Source organism: Pseudoalteromonas sp. NGC95, assembly GCF_015864705.1.
Classification (GTDB): Bacteria; Pseudomonadota; Gammaproteobacteria; order Enterobacterales; family Alteromonadaceae; genus Pseudoalteromonas; species Pseudoalteromonas arctica.
Genome location: NZ_JADYWR010000022.1, coordinates 1 through 20894 on the forward strand (window position 1 = coordinate 1; position 20894 = coordinate 20894).

At 38.9% G+C, this 20894-nt stretch carries 14 protein-coding genes and 1 pseudogene; 10 read left to right on the top strand and 5 right to left on the bottom strand.

Annotated features, from left to right (window positions below; all coding sequences use genetic code 11):
• Positions 1–568 precede the first annotated feature (568 nt).
• Positions 569–2062, bottom strand: coding sequence for a guanosine-5'-triphosphate,3'-diphosphate diphosphatase (gene gppA, locus I6E70_RS16715; RefSeq protein WP_010555420.1), 1494 nt, complete (start codon positions 2060–2062; stop codon positions 569–571).
• A 43-nt stretch (positions 2063–2105) separates the two neighbouring features.
• The gene (gene rhlB, locus I6E70_RS16720; protein WP_002960940.1) at positions 2106–3383 is read right to left on the bottom strand and encodes an ATP-dependent RNA helicase RhlB; all 1278 of its coding nucleotides are present in this window, start codon (positions 3381–3383) and stop codon (positions 2106–2108) included.
• Between the two features lie 91 nt (positions 3384–3474).
• Here rhlB and trxA point away from each other — a divergent pair, with 91 nt between their 5' ends.
• Both trxA and rho read left to right on the top strand, forming a co-directional pair.
• On the top strand, positions 3475–3801 hold the full coding sequence (gene trxA / locus I6E70_RS16725) for a thioredoxin TrxA (RefSeq protein WP_002960942.1): 327 nt from the start codon (positions 3475–3477) through the stop codon (positions 3799–3801).
• A gap of 185 nt (positions 3802–3986) precedes the next feature.
• Complete coding sequence (rho, locus tag I6E70_RS16730) at positions 3987–5246, top strand: transcription termination factor Rho (protein WP_002960945.1); 1260 nt, start codon at positions 3987–3989, stop codon at positions 5244–5246.
• Between the two features lie 64 nt (positions 5247–5310).
• On the opposite strand, the gene I6E70_RS16735 is transcribed toward rho, so the two are convergent.
• Entirely contained in the window at positions 5311–8130 is a 2820-nt protein-coding gene (locus tag I6E70_RS16735; protein ID WP_197189234.1) for a tetratricopeptide repeat-containing hybrid sensor histidine kinase/response regulator, read from the bottom strand.
• A 76-nt stretch (positions 8131–8206) separates the two neighbouring features.
• Here I6E70_RS16735 and I6E70_RS16740 point away from each other — a divergent pair, with 76 nt between their 5' ends.
• Positions 8207–8779 (top strand): DNA-J related domain-containing protein, encoded by a 573-nt coding sequence (locus I6E70_RS16740; protein WP_007580582.1) that lies wholly within the window; start codon positions 8207–8209, stop codon positions 8777–8779.
• A gap of 22 nt (positions 8780–8801) precedes the next feature.
• On the opposite strand, the gene dbpA is transcribed toward I6E70_RS16740, so the two are convergent.
• Positions 8802–10190, bottom strand: coding sequence for an ATP-dependent RNA helicase DbpA (gene dbpA / locus I6E70_RS16745; RefSeq protein ID WP_007580581.1), 1389 nt, complete (start codon positions 10188–10190; stop codon positions 8802–8804).
• 190 nt (positions 10191–10380) lie between these two features.
• On the opposite strand from dbpA, the gene I6E70_RS16750 reads away from it, so the two are divergent.
• The 3 genes from I6E70_RS16750 to I6E70_RS16760 all read left to right on the top strand — a co-directional run bounded on the left by I6E70_RS16750 (position 10381) and on the right by I6E70_RS16760 (position 15068).
• Positions 10381–12459 (top strand): TonB-dependent siderophore receptor, encoded by a 2079-nt coding sequence (locus I6E70_RS16750; protein ID WP_039486848.1) that lies wholly within the window; start codon positions 10381–10383, stop codon positions 12457–12459.
• 180 nt (positions 12460–12639) lie between these two features.
• The gene (locus I6E70_RS16755; protein WP_182737823.1) at positions 12640–14040 is read left to right on the top strand and encodes a M20/M25/M40 family metallo-hydrolase; all 1401 of its coding nucleotides are present in this window, start codon (positions 12640–12642) and stop codon (positions 14038–14040) included.
• A gap of 86 nt (positions 14041–14126) precedes the next feature.
• Positions 14127–15068: a tetratricopeptide repeat protein gene (locus I6E70_RS16760; RefSeq protein WP_197189235.1), complete on the top strand. Its 942-nt coding sequence runs from the start codon at positions 14127–14129 to the stop codon at positions 15066–15068.
• A 44-nt stretch (positions 15069–15112) separates the two neighbouring features.
• Here I6E70_RS16760 and I6E70_RS16765 read toward each other — a convergent pair whose 3' ends face one another.
• Positions 15113–16018 carry a DUF808 domain-containing protein gene (locus I6E70_RS16765; RefSeq protein ID WP_169045189.1) on the bottom strand — a complete coding sequence of 302 codons (906 nt, stop codon included), beginning with the start codon at positions 16016–16018 and terminating at the stop codon, positions 15113–15115.
• Positions 16019–16164: 146 nt separating this feature from the next.
• Here I6E70_RS16765 and I6E70_RS16770 point away from each other — a divergent pair, with 146 nt between their 5' ends.
• The 4 genes and pseudogenes from I6E70_RS16770 to fre all read left to right on the top strand — a co-directional run bounded on the left by I6E70_RS16770 (position 16165) and on the right by fre (position 20728).
• On the top strand, positions 16165–16446 hold the full coding sequence (locus I6E70_RS16770; RefSeq protein ID WP_007580576.1) for an MliC family protein: 282 nt from the start codon (positions 16165–16167) through the stop codon (positions 16444–16446).
• A gap of 66 nt (positions 16447–16512) precedes the next feature.
• Positions 16513–18367 (top strand): annotated as a pseudogene (locus I6E70_RS16775) (methyl-accepting chemotaxis protein).
• Between the two features lie 71 nt (positions 18368–18438).
• Positions 18439–19905, top strand: a complete 1467-nt coding sequence (gene ubiD / locus I6E70_RS16780) for a 4-hydroxy-3-polyprenylbenzoate decarboxylase (RefSeq protein WP_007580574.1) — start codon at positions 18439–18441, stop codon at positions 19903–19905.
• Between the two features lie 109 nt (positions 19906–20014).
• Positions 20015–20728, top strand: a complete 714-nt coding sequence (gene fre, locus I6E70_RS16785; protein ID WP_024589658.1) for an NAD(P)H-flavin reductase — start codon at positions 20015–20017, stop codon at positions 20726–20728.
• Positions 20729–20894 lie beyond the last annotated feature (166 nt).

A 20894-nucleotide genomic window follows, 5' to 3' on the forward strand; every position in this document is an offset into this window, starting at 1 on the left:
TGAGCCATGATCAAACTCTTCAATTAAAAAGTTTTATGTCTTTCGACAGCTCAATGAATTCTGAATTTATTTTAATATCTTTCGATATTGAATTGACTGTGCCGAATAATTACCGAAATAATTATTCTGTTGGTCACTCAGTTTTCAATTGAGACTCTAATTTTTTTGCCTCGCTACCTAAGTAGGTTGGCTGTTAGAACTCAATCTGTACGAGTGCCCACACAGATGATTGCTTTATATTGTTAAAGAACGTTTTGAGTCGCTTTAGCGTCTCAAGGGATGCGAATAATACACCCTTTATTTTTCGAGTCAACACTTAGTTTTAAACTTTCTTTNGTTTTAAACTTTCTTTTTAGAAGATTTAAAACCGAAGTTTTATTTAACTCTCTGAGTTGTTCGTGCCTCGCTATGCGTTGGCGTTTCCCGTCTCAGTGGGGTCGCATTATAGGGAGATCCGAAAACAGATCAACCCTTTTTTGAAGAAAACTTGAAATAATGTGCTGTTCGCACATATTTGCATCGAAATGGTTACTTTAAACACTAAAAAGGCCCTGATGGGCCTTTTTAATTAGTTTACTATGAGCTTCCACCCAAGTTTACCTTGCTGTTTAGACTCTTGTTGTAGCTCGCTGGCCATTAATGGATGATCTTTTAACCAGTTACTTTCAAACTTAAGGTCTAACACTTCATTTTTAGCAGTTAACTTAAACTTAGGCAGTACGTCATCTTGTCTGCGCATTGATAAGATGACTGCTATTCGTAGTAATCTCACTATATATTGCGCTAATAGACTATTTACGCCGAGTGAATTAAAACAGCCTTTTGGAAAATCAGAACGATGCGCATCCGCTACCGCTACTATTAATTTATGCTCTGACTGTGAAAAACCAGGCATATCAGTATTTTCCAAAATATAAGCGGTGTGTTTATGGTACTGCTTATATTCTATTAGTAATCCAATCTCATGAAGCTGAGCTACCGCTTTTAATAGTGGTAACCCATTTAAACTTTCAATTGGCCAATCTTTATCAATACTTACCGCTAACTGCATAGCTAAGCTTGAAACCCGACACGCTTGTTTTTGATCAACGTGATAACGACTCATAAACCCATCAACTGTGCGTTTACGAATGTCGTTATTATGAAACTCCGGAACCATGCTATATAAAACGCCTTCACGCAGTGCTCCACCCGCCAATCCCATTTTTTCTATTTCAAGAGATTCAAATAGTGCGATTAAGATTGCGAGCCCTGATACAAATACCAGTCGACGGTCTTCACTTAATCCAGGAAGGTCTAGCGCTGCAATAGTGCTGAATGCAATTGCTTGCTCTTTTATAGTGTTGAGCTTTTCAAGCGTAAGTAAATCGTCAAGATTTTGAGCTACCATAATTTCTTGAATTGCTTGCACTGTGCCAGAAGCACCAGATGCAATTTGCCATCCCGCTGTTTTATATTCTGGAGAAATTTCATCAATGACTGTACGAGCTGCTTTTATGGCTGCGTTAAAGTTACTCTTACTTAATTGGCAGTCTTTGAAATAGCGTTCAAGATAGGTAACACACCCCATATTGAGGCTTTTGTAATGTAAGGCATCAAATGCTTTACCAATTACAACTTCGGTACTTGCACCACCAATATCAATAACAAGCTGTTTGCCAGTACAAGATGAAGTATGAGCAACACCTTTATAAATTGTACGCGCTTCTAATTCTCCGCTAATAACATTAATGTTATGGCCAAGAATCTTTTCTGCATGATTTTTGAATACTTCGGCGTTAGTGGCTAGCCGTAAGGTGGCTGTTGCTACTATGGTGATGTTTTTATCTGGGATATCTTGTAGACGCTCAGCAAAAAGGGCAAGGCATTCCCAGCCTCGCTGCATTGCTTCAGTGCTCAATACGTTATCTTTATCAAGCCCTGCGGCTAATCGGACTTTGCGTTTAACACGTCCAATTGTTTGTAGACCGCCAGCAATTGATTTGGCTATAAGCATATGAAAGCTATTTGAGCCCAAATCAATAACTGCGTACACATTTTTTTGCGGTTTAAGTTGCCCCACCGTTCAAAAACCTCTAGTTACTACTACTTATACAAACGGTCGTTTACGACCGTCCTTTTTGGTAACTATTATTTGGGCGACGTCCGCTGTTATTACTACGGTTACGTGGACCTGTTGAATAGTTGCGCTTTCTTTGAATAATAGGCTGAGTTAAATCATCTAGCAATGCTGTTTTATCATAATGTGATAAAGGAATGCTGTGCTCTATATATTCTTCAATTTCATGTAAATTATAAGCGTATTGCTCACAAGCAAAGCTTATTGCATGACCTGATGCACCAGCGCGGCCAGTACGGCCAATACGGTGAACATAATCTTCACAATCGTCAGGTAAATCAAAGTTAAATACATGACTTACTTCTGGAATATGAAGACCACGCGCTGCAACATCAGTCGCAACTAAAAAGTCTAAGTCGCCTTTGCTAAACTGCGCTAATATAGTTTGGCGTTTTTTCTGGTTAACATCACCAGTAAGCATACCTACACGATGACCGTCTGACTTAAGCCAAGCATATACTGTTTCACAACTGTGCTTGGTATTTGCAAACACGATTGCTTTCTCTGGCCATTCTTCTTCAATTAAGGTTAACAACAGCTTAATTTTATCTTCTTGCGAAGGATGAAATAGCTCTTCTTGAATACGTTTACCCGTTTTAACGTCAGGTTCAATTTGAACATGTTCTGGGTTTGTCATATGCTCAAAAGCTAATTCTTGTACGCGATACGATAATGTGGCAGAAAATAATAAGTTTAAACGCTTTGATGTATCTGGCATACGATCGAACATATAGCGAATATCTTTGATAAAACCTAAATCGAACATACGATCAGCTTCGTCAAGCACGACTACCTCAATTTCATTAAGGGTGTAACAGCCTTGCTTATACAGATCAATTAGACGACCTGTAGTACCAATTAAAATATCAACGCCTTTTTCTAGTTGTGCACGTTGTTTTTCGTAATCTTCGCCACCATATACTAAACCTAAGTTAAGATTACAGTGCGGCGCTAAAATTTTAGCATCTTTGTGTATCTGAATCGCAAGCTCCCGAGTAGGGGCCATGATCAGGGCTCTTGGATGTTTACTAGGTGCTTTGCTAGATTGTAATAACCGATGGCACGTGGCAGTTAAAAACGCCAACGTTTTGCCTGTACCTGTTTGAGCTTGGCCCGCGATATCGCGTCCATCACAAATAAAAGGTAGGCATTTTGCTTGAATAGGTGTGCAATATTCAAACCCATTCTCGGTTAAACCGGCAACCACTTCCGGTGCGATAGCAAAGTCTGAAAACTTTTTATCGGTTAAATGTGTCTTAGTCATAGCGTTTAAGCATAACGTTTAAACTTGCAATAAGAAACAAGAGTGTTTAAATACGCACTAAATATTTCGCCTAACTAAATCGGAGAGCGCAATGAGCGAGAAAATAATCCAAATTACTGACGATAGCTTTGAAGCTGACGTATTACAATCTGACAAACCAGTACTAGTAGATTTCTGGGCTGAATGGTGTGGACCTTGTAAAATGATCGCCCCTATTCTTCACGAAGTTGCTGATGAATACGACAGCCGTGTGACTGTTGCTAAATTAAACATTGACCAAAATGCTGGCACACCGCCAAAATTTGGTATTCGTGGTATCCCTACTTTACTTCTTTTTAAAGATGGTCAAGTAGCTGCAACGAAAGTAGGTGCTCTTTCAAAAACTCAACTTATTGAGTTTTTAGAAAACAACATCTAACTGTAAGCTAGAACAATAAAAAGGGCTTTTTGCCCTTTTTTAAATTTATTTTGTATAAAGACTGGACGCTTTGCCAGTGAACTGCTAGTTTATAAAGCCAACTAATCCTTAGTTATATTCAACAAACCTCACTCAACGATCAAAGCGATTTTGAGTATGACAACTGTAATAAAGAACCCACCAATATGCATTTACGCGAATTAAAAGACAAGTCCATTAAAGAGCTTGTAGACTTAGCTGAGTCCATGGGGCTCGAAAACGTAGCCCGCTTAAGAAAGCAAGATATCATTTTTGCCATTCTTAAATCCCATGCCAAAGGCGGAGAGAATATCTTCGGCGGCGGTGTATTAGAGATTTTACAAGATGGTTTCGGCTTCTTAAGATCATCAGAAGCCTCTTACTTAGCTGGCCCAGATGACATTTATGTTTCACCTAGCCAAATTCGCCGTTTCAGCATGCGTACTGGCGATTCAATTTCAGGTCTTATTCGTCCACCTAAAGACGGTGAACGTTACTTTGCTTTACTTAAAGTAAATGAAGTTAACTTTGATAAACCTGAAAACTCTCGAACTAAAATTCTTTTTGAAAACCTTACTCCATTACATGCAAACGAACGTTTTCGCATGGAACGTGGTAACGGCAGTAAAGAAGATATTACAGCCCGTGTACTTGATTTAGCATCTCCTATTGGCCGCGGCCAACGTGGTTTGTTAGTAGCTCCGCCAAAAGCGGGTAAAACAATGCTACTTCAAAATATTGCACAATCAATTACGCACAATCATCCTGATGTAACATTAATGGTTTTACTTATTGATGAACGTCCGGAAGAAGTAACAGAGATGCAACGCCTAGTTAAAGGTGAAGTTATTGCATCAACGTTTGATGAACCAGCTTCTCGTCACGTACAAGTTGCCGAAATGGTTATCGAAAAAGCAAAACGCCTAGTTGAACATAAAAAAGATGTTGTTATCTTATTGGATTCAATCACTCGTTTAGCACGTGCTTATAACACCGTTATTCCTTCATCAGGTAAAGTACTTACTGGTGGTGTTGACGCTAACGCATTACATAAACCTAAGCGCTTCTTTGGTGCTGCACGTAACGTTGAGGAAGGTGGTAGCTTAACAATCATAGCTACAGCTCTTATCGATACTGGCTCTAAAATGGATGAAGTTATCTACGAAGAGTTTAAAGGTACTGGTAACATGGAACTTCACCTTAACCGTAAAATTGCGGAAAGACGTGTATTCCCAGCTATCGACTTTAACCGCTCAGGTACTCGTCGTGAAGAATTACTAACAAAACCAGATGAACTTCAAAAGCTTTGGATTTTACGTAAAATTGTTCATGACATGTCAGAAATTGATGCAATGGAATTCTTAATCGATAAACTATCGATGAGCAAAACCAATGATGAATTTTTTGATTCGATGAGACGCCAATAAAAGCGTTTTAATTGAATAAAAAAAGCGCCTTAGGCGCTTTTTTTGTGTCTGGATTAAATACAGTTTAACTTTCATTATACTTTTTAAGTACACCCTGCAGCGTATCAACGAGCGCTTTAAAATCATTTGCACTGCTTTTTTGGCTTCTGCGTAGAAGTGCTCTGTCTAAATTTTTAGTCGATTGCGCAATTTCATCCAAACCAAACATTTGTGCAGCCCCTAAAATGCGATGGCTATCTTTTTGTAGCGCATCTAAATCTTCGCTTATAAAATGCTGCGTAATCGTTTCACTCTCCAAAGCAAAGCTCTGCTTAAAACTAATGACAAGATCGCTCATATCAACTTCATTTTGCTTTGTAATTGGCTGATCTTCTGCATTATGTAGGTGGCTGGAAAGCGCTTTATAAAATGACTCTTTATCTATCGGTTTACCTAAGTAACCACTAAACCCTAACTCTAAATAGCCATCTACTTCATGACTCATAGCATTTGCAGTTAAAGCAAAAATAGGCCGCTCAAAACCACACTGTTTTAATAGCTGAAAAGCAGAACGCCCATCCATCACAGGCATTTGAATATCGAGTAGCACTAAATCAGGATACTCTTTTAAGCACTGCTCTACCGCTTGCTCACCATTTTCAACGGCAATAACCTCGAGCCCCATTGAACGTAAATAGCGGCTTATTAACCTTCGATTATCAGGGTGATCTTCTGCAAGTACAACACGCCCTGCCAATTGCTTATTTACCTTTGGAGCACTTTGAGTTTCAATCAGGCTTTGCGATTTATTTACTTCTGCGCACGGTAAAAAGAACGAAAACTGACTGCCCTTTTTGTATTCGCTTTGTACACTGATATAACCGCCCATCATCGCGGCTAATTGTTGCGATAAGCTAAGGCCTAACCCTGTCCCCCCAAAGCGACGGCTAATACTGTTATCAGCTTGGCTAAAGCATTCAAAAATAAGCTTTAACTGTTTAGAGCTCATACCAATACCGGTATCTTTTACAATAATCACTAGCCCTTGTTCACTCTTATTTAAAGCAATAATGATTTGGCCAGCGTGAGTAAACTTAATAGCATTAGCACATAAATTTATAAGAATTTGTTTTACGCGTATTAAATCCAGCTTAGTGTAAAACTCATTACCCACTTGATTGTCTAAAATGAGGCGTAAATTTTTTGCTTTTGCTTGAGTGATAAACATTGCATGTACGTCATTTACAAGCTCTACAATATCAAAGCACGAAATATTTAACTCTAATCTATTGGCTTCAATTTTACTTAAATCGAGCACGTCGTTTATTAAGCTTTTTAAATGGTCACTGTGACGCTGAATTACTCTTAGTTCATCTTTAAGTGACTCAGGCTCATATAATTCATTAATTAAAGCATCTGTTTGCCCTAAAATAGCCGTTAGTGGAGTGCGGATTTCGTGGCTAATATTGGCCAAAAACTGGCTTTTAACATCGTTAGCTTCTCTTAGCTCCTGTGCTATTGCCTGTAACTCGGCAGTGCGCTGCGTAACTTGCTCTGTTAACTGCTGCTTAGCACGTTTTTCTGCGCCACGGCGGTAAAGCGCAATACCAGTTACAACAACCAAAAGTAATAGTAAAAAAGAGAATAAAGTAAGCTGAGAACGCTGCGACATTTTTAGCTCTTGCACACGTCGATCTTGTTTAAGTTTTTCTATCTCTTGGTTTAATTGGGTTGCTTTAAATTGATGCTGAAGTACCGCTAATGCATTTATAATTGCTGTACTTCTGAGTTTTCGTAGCTCACTAATATATTCTTGTTGCAAGGCCATTGCGCTTGAATAATCGCCTTTACTGGCTTCAAGTAGTGCTTTAGTCCCTAAACCCTCCCTAATTATTCGCTCACTGCCATATTCGTGGGCAAGTGAAATAGCTCTATCTAAACTTATTTTCGCCTCTTCTAAGTTGCCTTTAACAAACTGAATTTTACCAAGTGCATGTAGCGCATTAAGCTCTAAATTATGGTTACCTATTTTAAGCGCATAGTACTCACCTAATTTAGCTTGCTCGTACGCTTCATCTACTTTTTTTAACACTAAATTAGTATTTGCCAAGTTGGTATATTGCGTAGATAACTTATTGTAATCATTGGCTGAAATATAATAACGCAGCGCTAGCTGGTAATAATGAAGTGCCAAGTCAAATTGATTACTCTCCATATGAGCAACACCCATATTGTTGTATACCTGCGCAATACCGCTTTTATCATCTAACCGCTGATAAACTTTAAGTACATCTTGATAAAGACTAAATGCACTATCGTAGCGTGATAAGCGTATATAAACGCCTGCTATATTAAGTAATATGTCGGTTTGATCTTGCTCACTACCGTGCGCTTCGTAAATAGCTTTTGCCTTTAAGTAAAACTCTAGGGTATCGCCTAGCTTATTCATATTAAAATAAGCCAAACCAATATTATTTAGTAAATTTGCTTGTTCAAGTAGTTGTTCATTTTTTTCAGCTAATACTAGGGTGCGGGTATATTCACTTATGGCCTTTTGAAATAAGCCTTGGTAAAAAAGTGCTACACCTTGCATTTTTATTGCACGAAAGTGCTCGTCAGGAAAGAAAGTATCTGAAGTGTTTTTTTCTAATAATTTAAAATAGTGTAAAGATTCTTTAAAATTATCAGCCGATAACGCACTATTACCTAATGCCGAATAAACAGCGACACGCTCTTTTTTAGAAACGTTTTTATTAGCAAGTAACGTATTTGCTAATTGTAATTTAGGCTCCCACTGCACTTCGTTTTTGAATTGCTCAAATAACGAATCATTATTTTGGGCATAGCTAGGAGCTATTAGTACACAGCATATAGTAAATAAGAGGCATTTTAACTTGCCCAGCATAATTTTAATCCTTCAAACCGTTACTTATATCAGTGTAATCTTTATTGAAGATACACCAACTACTAGGGCCTAAACAATGCTTAACCCACTGATTGATGAGATTTTTGAGCTAATACTAACAAAGCAGGTTTGGCAAGTTCATACTTTAGCAGCAGAACTGACAAACCGCAGCGCTATGACCACTCTCGATAAAAGTCCTGAACGTGATTTATTTAAACGTAACTTTTTAATCATGAATGCACTGTACCAACTGCAGGCACAATTACGCCCTCAGAGTTTACTCATTTCAGCTCTGCATATCGAGCTTTTAGAAAAAGGAGATAATAGTTTAGTAACAACAAGCGAAAATTTGCGAGATTATTATTTAGATTGGCATAATTACGATACCAGTGAAGAGCAGATTGATGAGCTTTTAAATAGCTTTTGGCGTCAGTTTAAAACGACATCACCACAACAGGCTTTAAATGAAAATGAATTTAAAGCGTTGGCTTTAGAATGGAAGTTGCCTGAAAATTTCACTCTTAAAAATGTTCAAAAGCGCTGGAGACAACTTGCATTACAAGTGCACCCAGATAAACCAAATGGCTGTGAAGTTGAGTTTAAAAAAATAAAAATACAATACGAGCAGCTAAAGGTAGCTGCTCGTTAATCTATTAATTTAGAAGTTTAAATTAACGAGTAAGGCGGCGTGCGCGTATTTTACGCCCTTTAATATTGCCTTCGGTTAATTTACGAAGCGCAGGTTTTAATGAGTTACGCTCAACAGCAACAAACGCTACGTTATCAAGTACGTTAATTTTACCCACCTGACGACCTGCAACCCCATCTTTACCCGTTAAAGCACCTAAAATATCACCTGCACGTACTTTTTGTTTTTTACCTGAATCAATCATCAAAGTAACCATTTCAGGGCGGTACGGTGGCTTGTCTAATAAATTAAATGGTGGCATTTGCTCTGGAGTAATATCGCGTTCGTAATGTTCGCCTATTTGAGCAATTTTAAACGCTTCTGCTTCACCGTAAATAGAACATGCAATGCCCTTTTTACCAGCGCGACCTGTACGACCAACACGATGCACATGTGTTTGCGTGTCATGTGCTAAATGGTAGTTAATCACCATATCCATATCGTCAATATCTAAACCACGTGCAGCAACATCGGTTGCAACAAGTATTGAAGCACTTTTATTTGAAAAGTGAATTAACGTACGTTCACGATCGCGCTGTTCTAAATCACCGTGTAGCGAAACAGCACTAAAGCCTTCATCAGCTAAATCGTCACACACTTGTTGTGTTTCTACTTTAGTATTACAAAACACAACACAGCTTTGTGGTGTAAATTTAAGTAATAATAATTTTAGCGTTGGGTAGCGCTGCTTATTATTATCCATTTTGTAGAAGTACTGCTTAATTGTGCTTTTGGCTTGCTCTTCTTCTACTTTAACCATTTCTGGATTTTTAAGTACACGCTTAGCAATTGCTTCAATAGCTCTTGGGAATGTTGCACTAAATAACAATGTTTGACGATTTTGTGGGATACGCTCAATAATTGCATCAAGTGTATCTTGAAAACCCATATCAAGCATTTGATCGGCTTCATCAAGTACCAATGTTTCAACATCATCTAAACGTAAAGTACCTTTACGAATATGGTCATCAACACGCCCAGGTGTGCCAACAATAATATGCGCGCCATGTTCAAGCGAGCCTATTTGTGGACCAATTGATACACCGCCACATAACGTTAATATTTTAATGTTATGGATACCGCGCGCTAATTTACGCATTTCAACCGCAACCTGCTCGGCAAGCTCACGAGTAGGACACAACACTAAAGATTGAATACGAAAGCGTTTTACGTTTAATTTAGCTAACACACCCAAGCTAAACGCAGCAGTTTTACCTGAACCGGTTTTTGCCTGAGCAATGATGTCTTTACCAGCAAGTACAGGCGGTAAACTTTGCGCTTGTACAGGTGTCATATGCGCATAACCAAGTGTTGATAAATTATCAACGAGTCCAGCTGGTAAAGCCAAAGATGAAAAAGCAGTTGAAGTCACAGTAAGTTCCATAGCAATAAAAATAACGTGGGGGAAAGCCCCACTAATATGCAGCTTATAATAGCAGAATTCGTAATTGGCAACCATTAACAAACACATTATAAAACATGTTAATGAAAGGTGTTGAAAATGATAGTAGTTTGCATTAAGATCGCGATTGTTTTTTACATACCTGCGCTGGAAGCAATTAATGAAACTGAATTCTATTTACATAGCTCTATTAGCAAGCATTACGACAAGCACATATGCAAACACTACCGACCTTGAACGCATAGAAGTAAAGGGTAGCTACTTTAACGATTACAAAGTAGATAACGCTAATGGCGCAATGAGAACATCAGCTTCATTACTTGAAACTGCGCAATCTGTCACTGTAATAACCGACACTATTATTAGCGAACAGCTTGCCACTACACTTGGCGAAGTACTCACAAATGACGCAAGCTTAACTGCAGGCTCACAACAACGAAATCGTGAGGTATTTAACTTACGCGGCTTTGAGCTGAGCTCATCGACAGGTTATTTACGCGACGGTCATCAGCATTGGTCGCACTATCAGCAACCAATCGAAATTTTGCAGCAAGTTGAAGTAATTAAAGGCCCATCAAGTATTTTATATGGTCAGTCAGGCCCGGGTGGCTTGGTTAACATGGTAACTAAAAAGCCTACCGCACAAACATTATTTAATGCCAGTGCCGATGTAGATCAGCATGGTTCAACTCGCTTTATGGTAGATGCTGCAGGCGCATTAACTGAATCTGAAGATTTACGTGCTCGCGGGATTTTAGTAAAGCAAGACGTTGACTACTGGCGTGAGTACCAAAACGGTGAAAACCGTGAACGCGACCGCTTTTTAGGTGCTTTAGTTGTAGATTACGATATTAGCGATAACGCATTAGTACGTGTGCATTACGACCGCACAGATGACGAAGCAGGTTTAGATACTGGCGCATGGATAGACGATAATGCCAATATAATTGGTAACGATAAAACAATCCGTGATATGTCTTGGGCGTTTACCGATATTACCGTAGAAAACCTAGGTGTAGACCTAGAAGTATTTTTAACCGATAACTGGCAAGTAAAACTTGGTTACAACGAACAAACGTTTGAGCGCCAACGCTTTGAGTCATCTCCTAGTCGAAATTCTTACGACGCGCAAACTAATACATACACCTCGAATCCATACGATCGCTTTGATGATTGGCAGTTTAAAACAGCATTTATCGATTTTATTGGTGAATTTGAAATGGCTGGCATACAACACCAATTTCTAATTGGTGCTAACTCGCTTGACTACTATTATGGTCAACTGCGTACATCTGCTGATTCATTTAGTTTTACAGCAGGACAAAATGAACCTGCCCGTCCAGATATCAGCTATAAAACAGATCTCACTAAAAGCGAAACTGAATACGACTACTATGGTCTATATGCGCAAGACTTAATTACTTTCTCTGAACAATGGCAGGTGTCTGTTGGTGCTCGCTTTGATAAGCAAACACGTGAAGGCCAAAATAACGAATCTTTCTTACCTAAATTTGGCGTACTTTATCATCCAAATGCATCGGCCACTATCTATGCCAGTTATACAGAAGGTTTTGAGCCACAAAATGAAACCATCACTAATGATAAAGATATCAACTTCGGTATGGAAATAGATGCTGTTACCTCTGAACAAAGAGAACTAGGTATAAAATGGCAACTGCTTGATGACCGTTTACTGCTTAGTGGCGCCGTTTTCGATATAAGTAAAAACGGAACGCTGGTAACTGAAGACCTTGAGGCTCCTATTGGCTCAATTACAACCGAGACAAATCAGGTTGGTGAACAACGCCACAAAGGCTTTGAAGTTGCAGCACAAGGCGCTGCAACAGATCGTTTATTTGTAATGGCCTCTGCGATGTATTTAGATGCGAACTATGAAAGAGCGAATGAGGAGCTGCAAGGTAAACGCCCTACCGATGCACCTAAATGGTCAGCATCTCTGTGGACTCGTTATGAGCTAAATGATGCGATTGCTTTTAACGCTGGTGCTTTTTATGAAGGCGAGCGCTTTGCAGATAGCGATAATACAATTACTAAAGATGCATATACACGTGTTGATGTTGGCGCCACTTATAAGTTTAACTTAAGCAATACCGATATTAACTTACGCCTTAACATCGAAAACTTATTTGATAAAAGCTATTTAGGTGGTGGCGGCACGAGTAATGTAACTGTTGGCGAGGGTACAAATCTTCGTTTAGCAGCGCAATTTAGCTTTTAATTAAATGCCTTAAATAACAGTGTTAAAATATAGTCCGCGTACATTTACGCGGGCTTTTTTATATCTAAACGTTTATACCTAACAGCATTAAATCTATTACAAAGCCTATTCATCTCATCTATTTTTTATCATGTTTGTTACATGTTCTAATAGCGCTAATTATTAAAAAGGCTTACCCAAATGAAAAAACTAATTACCGCACTGCTGCTTACTAGCAGTATGGCTGCAAACGCTAACAACGCCGAATTTACCCAAAAGCAATTACAACAAGTCAATGAAGTGCGCACCTCTGCACTAAATAGTGATTTAAGCTATAAATTACTAGAGTCATTAACAACTGAAGTAGGCCCTCGCTTACCTGGTACTGAAAATGATAAAAAAGCAGTGGCATGGGCTAAAGCTAAATTTAATGAGCTTGGTTTTGATAAAGTATGGCTTGAAGAAGCGACTTTTCCTGAATGGCGCCGTTATAGCGAAAGCGGAAAAATACTAACACCAAGCGAGCAACCTCTACATTTAACTGCATTAGGTAACAGTATAAGCACGCCTAAAGATGGGATCACAGCGCCAGTAGTCTTATTCGAAACACTTGATGAGTTAATTGCAGCACCTGCAAATAGCCTAAAAGGTAAAATTGCGTATATTAATTACCGCATGAACCGCGATATAGATGGGAATGGTTACGGACCTGCTGTAAAAGCACGTGGCACAGGCGCTATAGAAGCGTCTAAAAAAGGCGCTGTTGCCTACATGATGCGCTCGGTAAGTACTGGTCATCATCGTTTTGCACACACTGGCGGTAGTTACTACAAAGAAGGTGTTACAAAAATACCTAATGTAACCATTGCTAATCCAGATGCCGATCAAATAGCACGACTCATTGCTTTAGATAAAGACGTATCGGTAAATATTAATGTGCAAACCGAAAGCCTTGGTGAAGGCACTGGTTATAACGTTATTGGCCAATTTAATGGTACCGAAAACCCTGAGCAATATGTATTAATTGGCGGGCATTTAGATTCTTGGGACTTAGGGACTGGCGCACTAGATGACGGTGCAGGCGTTGCGCTAACAATGGCAGCCGCTAAACATATTAGCGATGTAAAACGTCCTAAGCGAAGTATTCGTGTGGTACTTTTTGCAGCTGAAGAGCTAGGTCTTTGGGGTGCAAAAGCTTATTTTGCAGAGCATAAAAACGAGCTAAGCAATATTGTTGCAGCCGCTGAGTCTGATTTTGGCGCCGATGTTGTATATGCTTTTGAATCGAACGTAAGCGCAGAGTCACTTCCTGTAGTTCGCGCTATAGCAAAAGAACTTGCGCCGTTAAATATTGAGCACATTGGTAAAAACCAAGCGAATGGTGGCCCCGATCTAATTCCACTTAAAGCAGCAACGTCAGCGCCTATTTTTGAACTTGCTCAAGATGGAACAGATTACTTTGATTACCACCATACAGCTGACGATACGCTTGATAAAGTAACACCTGCTAAGCTTCGTCAAAATACCGCTGCATATGCTGTATTTGCTCTAATGGCTGCCGATGCAAAAACAACAATTAAGCCTAAAGCTCAAAATAAGTAATAACAGACATACTTACTTACAGTTTGTAGCTTTAACTAACACGCTTCTTGTTTTACCTTTAGGTAATTAAACAAGGAGCGTGCTTTATGTTACTTTTCAACACGAGTGAATCATTTCCATATTTTGCACAAACAACACGCTGCCCTCATTGTCAAAGCGACGCCTATCATTTAGTAAATAAAAGCCGCTATTTACGGTTTAGTATTTTACCTATGTTTGCCTTAAAATTAAGCTATAAACGCGAGTGCTATCAATGCGGAAAAAGCGAACCTGTAAAAATAACGCAACTACCGTTAATAGAAAAACTAAGCCTACCTAAATACTTTATTGGTGTATTTTTATTACTTTGGATTGTTTTATTTTTTTATCAACAGCACCTTAATAGCGAGACTCGAAAGGAAGGCTATTTAAATACGCCTAAAATATATGATACTTACTTAGTACACGCCGACAAATTTACACACGAGCCCTGGACCCTAACCAATTTAAGAATTGCTCAAATTTTAAATTTTGACGAACAATTTATTACCTTTCAGATAAGCAACTACAGCTATAAACGTAATAATAGTATTACTTTGGCAATGCGTACTAGCCAGCTAATTCAAGACAATTACTTTTCCACTAAAACAATCACCCTCCCTCGTGATGAAGTAGCACGCCTTTACAACGACGAAGCTATTTACGACGTGCTGCGCCCCTATGCCAACATCCTTTATGGTGGGTTTGTGATGCATCCTCCCAAACCTAAGCCACTATATAAAGGCTTAAAGCTCGATAAAAACAATCAACAAGGCATTATTTATTTTAAAGATGGTTTGTTTGTTGAAGCATTTAATAGTTTTAAACAAGCTGCTGAAGCGGGCTCTCAATGGGGGCAATTAAATTTAGCGCAAATGTATCGTGATGGTCAGAGAATAGATCAGGATCAACAGCAGGCTATTTATTGGTACAAAAAGGCCATTGAGCAAAAAAATACTAAAGCACAATTTGAATTGGAATCTCTTTGTAAAATAGCTAACTGTGAATGAGTGAATTTCAATATAGCTGGCGCAACAAGTACGCCAGCTATAAACTATTTTTTAAATAACTTTGTATAACTTACATGTATAAGCACAACAACTAAGCCGGCAATAACACCTAGCAAACCATCAAATAATAGAGGCGCTAATACTTCTCCTGTGCCGCCAGCAACAGACTGAGCATAGCTCGTTACATCTATCTGCGTGTGATGCAGTAACTCAACACCATGCACTAAAATCCCCCCACCTACTAAAAACATCGCAATAGTGCCCGCAAATGCTAAAAACTGCATTAATCTAGGCGCTGCTGCGAGTAAGCCTTTACCAAGTAACTCTTTAAATTTATTAGCTGACACTTTAGATTGGTTGAGTAAATAAAGCCCGGCATCATCCAGCTTTACAATACCGGCCACTAAGCCATAAACGCCAATCGTCATTATAATTGCGATAACACAAAGCACTAAAGCTTGGTTAAGTAATGTAGCGCCTGCCACAGTGCCTAAAGTAATAACAATAATTTCGGCTGAAAGAATAAAGTCGGTTCTTATTGCCCCTTTTATTTTTTGTTTTTCGTACTCAACTAAATCTAATTTTTCATCTTCATCTACCACTTCATTGTGATGAGGCAAAAACTTAGCAAATACTTTTTCAGCTCCCTCAAAACACAAAAACAAACCACCCATCATTAAAAGCGGTGTTATTAACCAAGGCAGCCATACGCTTATTAATAAAGCAGCGGGTACGAGTATCGCTTTATTTAAAAATGAGCCCTTTGCCACAGCCCAAACAACCGGTAATTCACGCTCTGCTGCAACACCTGTAACCTGCTGTGCATTGAGCGCTAAGTCATCGCCTAATACACCCGCTGTTTTTTTTGTTGCTACCTTACTCATTGTCGCAATGTCATCAAGTAAAGTGGTTATATCGTCTAATAACGTTAAAAGGTTAGTGCCTGCCATAAAGCTTCCGAGCTCAAAAAATATTGCTATAAACATAACGTAAAGCGCTACTTTCACCAACGGTTAATTTTGCTTTGTTATTCTTACGTTAGATTAAAATTTTGCCCTGTGTTTTAACTAACTTTTAAAGAAGATGGGAGGAAAAAATGAAAGTATATTTAGCATTAATCGCTATTTTACTAAGCTTAACCGCATGTAGTGATTTACAAACCAGTACTGCTTACCAATGCGATGATGAGAGTGTAAAACTCAATATCATTAATAATTCTGAAGCCGAACTTATCTTTAACAATAAAGTGCATGTACTTAATCACGAAAAAAGTGCATCAGGGAATAAATATATAAGTGAAGAGGTACTGTTTTGGGGTAAGGGAAATGAGGCCATGCTAATCATTGCTGGTAAAAAAAGACAGTGCATCAAGGTTTAACACAAAACTAACCAATAAATTACAGAAATGCTACAATAATTAAAGACCCATTATTGTGATGAAGTTATGCGTTCAATTGCGATCAAACATAAAATAATTTTAGCTTTTACAGCCATTGGTTTATTGGTGCTAACAAGTAGTGTGTTTTTTATTGGTCATTAAACAAAATTAGCGTTAACAATACCCGAACCGAAAAATTAGCAGTTCCGGTACAACAGTTCAGTAAAGATTTAAGGCTATCATTACTGTCTATTACCAAATTTAATGCCTTAGCTTACAGCCAAGCAAACCTTGATTTACTTCAACAAAATAAAAAACAGGCGCAAGCTGAGCAACAACAATTTAGCGATATGCTCAATTCGTTAAGCACTCAACTAAATCAACAAATAACAATGCAAAATTTACTCGCCAGTACCAACGAAGGCTTTGAGCAACTGACTAAAGTAAGTGTCGCAATGTTTAGTGCTAAAGAGAGTAAGTTTGTAGCGCAAAATTCCACCATAGAATTATCAGCAACGTTTAACGAGCAACTTTACAATTTAAGTTCTAACTTACTTGATATAGAACTTTTAGAAGTGCCTGCAAACCAGCAGGCGCTACTTAATGCTATGTTTGGAACAGCGACCCGTATAGATGATTTATTGTTTAACTTAAGCAATAATATAAAAAGCATTACTCAAACTACAAGTATCAATGATTTAAATAGCCATCAGCAAGATACCCTATTTCTACTAGATAACATCCAACCTAATTTCACCTATTTAGAGCAACAAGCGCTACCCTTTAATAATGCGTTTAATGCTAAAAATTTAACGACTAAGTTTAATCAATTAAGAGAGTTACTTAACAACAATACAGGAATTTATGCCCAACAAAATAAAGTACTCAAAAGTACTATTGCTGCGGCTCAAAATTTTGAACACTTTCAACAGCAATTTATAACAACAGAAGGTCAGCTTATTGAACTTAATAAATTGGCTGATGAGCGCTTTAATGCCTTACAAACTAATGCAAAGGCCGCCATAAATACTGGGATTAGTTCTGTAGTAATTATTACGCTTGTTTTAATTATATTGATTATCGCTATCTCTATTTTTACAACTCGCGCAATGCTAAAACCGCTTAAAAAAGTAAACCGCGATTTAGCCCGAATCGCCTCAGGTGATTTATCAAAGCGAAGCCATCCGCGCAGTAAAGATGAATTTGGTACTTTGCTAAATAACATAAATAAACTCAGTGAAGACCTTACCCAGTTAATTGGCGCAATTAGTAGTGACGCCCATGAACTAGACCGCAGCGCTATTAAAACCAGTGAAAAAGGTCAGCAAATGACGGTTGTTGCACAACAGCAGTTGGAGCGAAGCGCGTAGGCAGCACTGAGGAACTAGCCCAACACACTCAGCTTATTGAAGCCATTGTTGAAACAATTAGCAGCATTGCCGAGCAGACCAACTTATTGGCACTCAATGCTGCAATTGAAGCAGCGCGAGCGGGTGAAAACGGACGCGGGTTTGCTGTAGTTGCTGATGAGGTTCGATCATTAGCTGCACGTACACAGACCTCGACTAGCGAAATAAACACCATGATCCAAACATTGCAACAGCACACTCAAACAACTCAAGAACACATTACCGATGGCCAACACCAAGCCAAGCAATGTGTTAAAAACAGCACTGAACTAAATAAAGCCGTAGAGCGTATTAAAAGCACATTGTTGTCTGTTAATCAGATGAGTGAGCAGATTGCTCATGCATCACATGAGCAATTGACTAACAGTAACGACATTCAACAAATAATGGCCAAGGTGACAGAGCAAGCAACCTTGAATGCCAAAAACGCGACAACCCTAGCAAGCGAAAGTGAAGACGTAAATCAACTTGCACACTCCTTAACAAGTGCCGTAGAGCGCTTTAAGTTTTAAGTGCAAGTAATGACTTGGCTTGCATGAAATGGGTATAATACTTCAACTCTTTTGCTTAATAGCGGCCCACAATGAAATATAAAGATCTACGTGATTTTATCGATTTGCTTGAAAAAAAAGGCGAACTTAAACGTATCACCCAAGAAATCGACCCGTATCTTGAAATGACCGAAATATCTGATCGCACATTGCGTGCTAAAGGTCCTGCGTTATTATTCGAAAATCCAAAAGGCTACGATATGCCGGTGCTTACCAACTTATTTGGTACACCAAAACGCGTAGCAATGGGCATGGGCCAAACAGACGTTAGCGAGCTGCGCGAAGTAGGTAAACTACTCGCTTTTTTAAAAGAGCCTGATCCACCAAAGGGTATTAAAGAAGCACTAGGCGCTATACCTATTTTTAAGCAAGTGCTTAATATGCCAGCAAAAGAAGTTAAAAAAGCGCCTTGCCAACAAGTAGTTTTAGAAGGTGATGATGTAGACTTAACTAAATTACCTATTCAGCATTGCTGGCCAGGTGATGCAGCGCCATTAATTACTTGGGGCCTTACAGTCACTAAAGGGCCTTATAAAAAGCGCCAAAATTTAGGTATTTATCGCCAGCAATTATTAGGCAAAAATAAAATAATTATGCGTTGGTTGTCGCATCGTGGTGGCGCGCTTGATTTTCAAGAATGGTGTAAAGAAAACCCTGGGCAGCCTTACCCTGTCTCGGTAGCACTAGGTGCCGATCCAGCTACTATATTAGGTGCAGTAACGCCTGTACCCGACACATTAAGCGAATATGCATTTGCTGGTTTATTACGTGGTAGCAGAACCGAAGTTGTAAAATCTATTTCAAATGACCTACAAGTCCCTGCCAGTGCAGAAATAGTACTTGAAGGTTACATTATGCCAGGTGAAATGGCGCCAGAAGGCCCTTATGGTGACCATACCGGTTACTATAATGAAGTAGATGACTTTCCAGTAATGACGGTAACTCACTTAACGCATCGTAAAGATCCTATTTATCACAGCACATTTACTGGCCGACCGCCTGATGAGCCTGCGATTTTAGGTGTAGCACTTAATGAAGTGTTTGTGCCAATATTACAAAAGCAGTTTCCTGAAATCGTCGACTTTTACCTTCCGCCTGAAGGGTGCTCATACCGTATGGCGATTGTAACAATGAAAAAACAATATCCTGGTCATGCTAAGCGCGTGATGATGGGAGTTTGGTCGTTCTTACGTCAGTTTATGTATACCAAGTTTGTAATTGTGTGCGATGACGATATTAATGCCCGTGATTGGGAAGATGTTATTTGGGCTATAACAACCCGAATGGATCCTGCTCGCGATACAACATTAATAGAAAACACACCTATTGATTATCTCGATTTTGCATCGCCAGTCTCTGGCCTTGGTTCAAAAATGGGAATGGATGCCACCAATAAATGGCCTGGCGAAACCACCCGCGAATGGGGCGAGCCTATTGTTATGGATAAAGACACCAAAGACCGCGTAGATGATATTTGGGAAAGCCTTAATATTCTTTAAGTGTTTATATGTAAGTACATAACAGGCTATAAAATAATCCTGCAGATATGCTAGAATCGAGTCATTCGATTGCGTATCTGCTGTTTAAAGCGCTGCTAAAAGGTAAAAAATGCAAACATTAAAAGCTGAAGTTGTAGCTATCAGCCCACTTACAGAATTTGTTCACAAAGTAATTTTAAAGCCACAACAACCTGTGACCTTTGAAGCTGGCCAATACATGCAACTCGTATTGGGCGAAAAAGACAAACGTGCTTTTTCTATAGCTAGCCGCCCTTCACAGTGCGATGCAATAGAACTGCATATTGGCGCGTCAGGTGCCGATTCGTATGCAATGCAATCGCTGGAACATTTACGAAACGCCCATACCACTGGGCAGTTAGTAGACATTGAAGCTGGCTTGGGTATTTCACAGTTGCGCCTGCAATGTGAGCGCCCTATTATTTTACTTGCCGGTGGCACTGGTTTTTCATACGCAAAATCAATGGCTGATCACTTAGCTGAAATTAAGTGCGACCGTCCTGTATTATTTTACTGGGGTGTAAAAGAAGAGTCAGCTTTATACGCACATACAGAAATGCAAACATGGGCCGATAGCCACAAAAACTTTGAGTTTATCCCTGTGGTAGAAAATCCATCTGCTAATTGGCAAGGTCACACTGGCTATGTACATAAAGCGGTAATGCAAGATATTGTATCACTTGAACCATACGATATTTATATGGCCGGTCGTTTTGACATGATAGGTATTGTCCGTGATGACTTTATTACTCATGGTGCAATTCGTGAAAACATGTACGCAGATGCATTCGCATTTATCAAATAATTGAAATTAACTTTCAGTTATGAATAAAGGCACCTAATCGGTGCTTTTATTTTATATAACAACAAATACTTAATAGTTAAAACCTATCAATCTCATCAACATAAACAATTTCCTAAATCCCTATTTATAAACCATACTTTGTATAGAACATCAGCGGGAGAGACCC

What these genes read in the sequence shown, in the direction of transcription:
- I6E70_RS16770 (WP_007580576.1), top strand. Translation starts at nt 16,165, where the DNA reads ATGAAAGTATATTTAGCATTAATCGCTATTTTACTAAGCTTAACCGCA.
- rho (WP_002960945.1), top strand. Translation starts at nt 3,987, where the DNA reads ATGCATTTACGCGAATTAAAAGACAAGTCCATTAAAGAGCTTGTAGAC.
- rhlB (WP_002960940.1), bottom strand. Translation starts at nt 3,383, where the DNA reads ATGACTAAGACACATTTAACCGATAAAAAGTTTTCAGACTTTGCTATC.
- fre (WP_024589658.1), top strand. Translation starts at nt 20,015, where the DNA reads ATGCAAACATTAAAAGCTGAAGTTGTAGCTATCAGCCCACTTACAGAA.
- I6E70_RS16760 (WP_197189235.1), top strand. Translation starts at nt 14,127, where the DNA reads ATGTTACTTTTCAACACGAGTGAATCATTTCCATATTTTGCACAAACA.
- I6E70_RS16750 (WP_039486848.1), top strand. Translation starts at nt 10,381, where the DNA reads ATGAAACTGAATTCTATTTACATAGCTCTATTAGCAAGCATTACGACA.
- ubiD (WP_007580574.1), top strand. Translation starts at nt 18,439, where the DNA reads ATGAAATATAAAGATCTACGTGATTTTATCGATTTGCTTGAAAAAAAA.
- trxA (WP_002960942.1), top strand. Translation starts at nt 3,475, where the DNA reads ATGAGCGAGAAAATAATCCAAATTACTGACGATAGCTTTGAAGCTGAC.
- I6E70_RS16735 (WP_197189234.1), bottom strand. Translation starts at nt 8,130, where the DNA reads ATGCTGGGCAAGTTAAAATGCCTCTTATTTACTATATGCTGTGTACTA.
- I6E70_RS16765 (WP_169045189.1), bottom strand. Translation starts at nt 16,018, where the DNA reads ATGGCAGGCACTAACCTTTTAACGTTATTAGACGATATAACCACTTTA.
- I6E70_RS16740 (WP_007580582.1), top strand. Translation starts at nt 8,207, where the DNA reads ATGCTTAACCCACTGATTGATGAGATTTTTGAGCTAATACTAACAAAG.
- I6E70_RS16755 (WP_182737823.1), top strand. Translation starts at nt 12,640, where the DNA reads ATGAAAAAACTAATTACCGCACTGCTGCTTACTAGCAGTATGGCTGCA.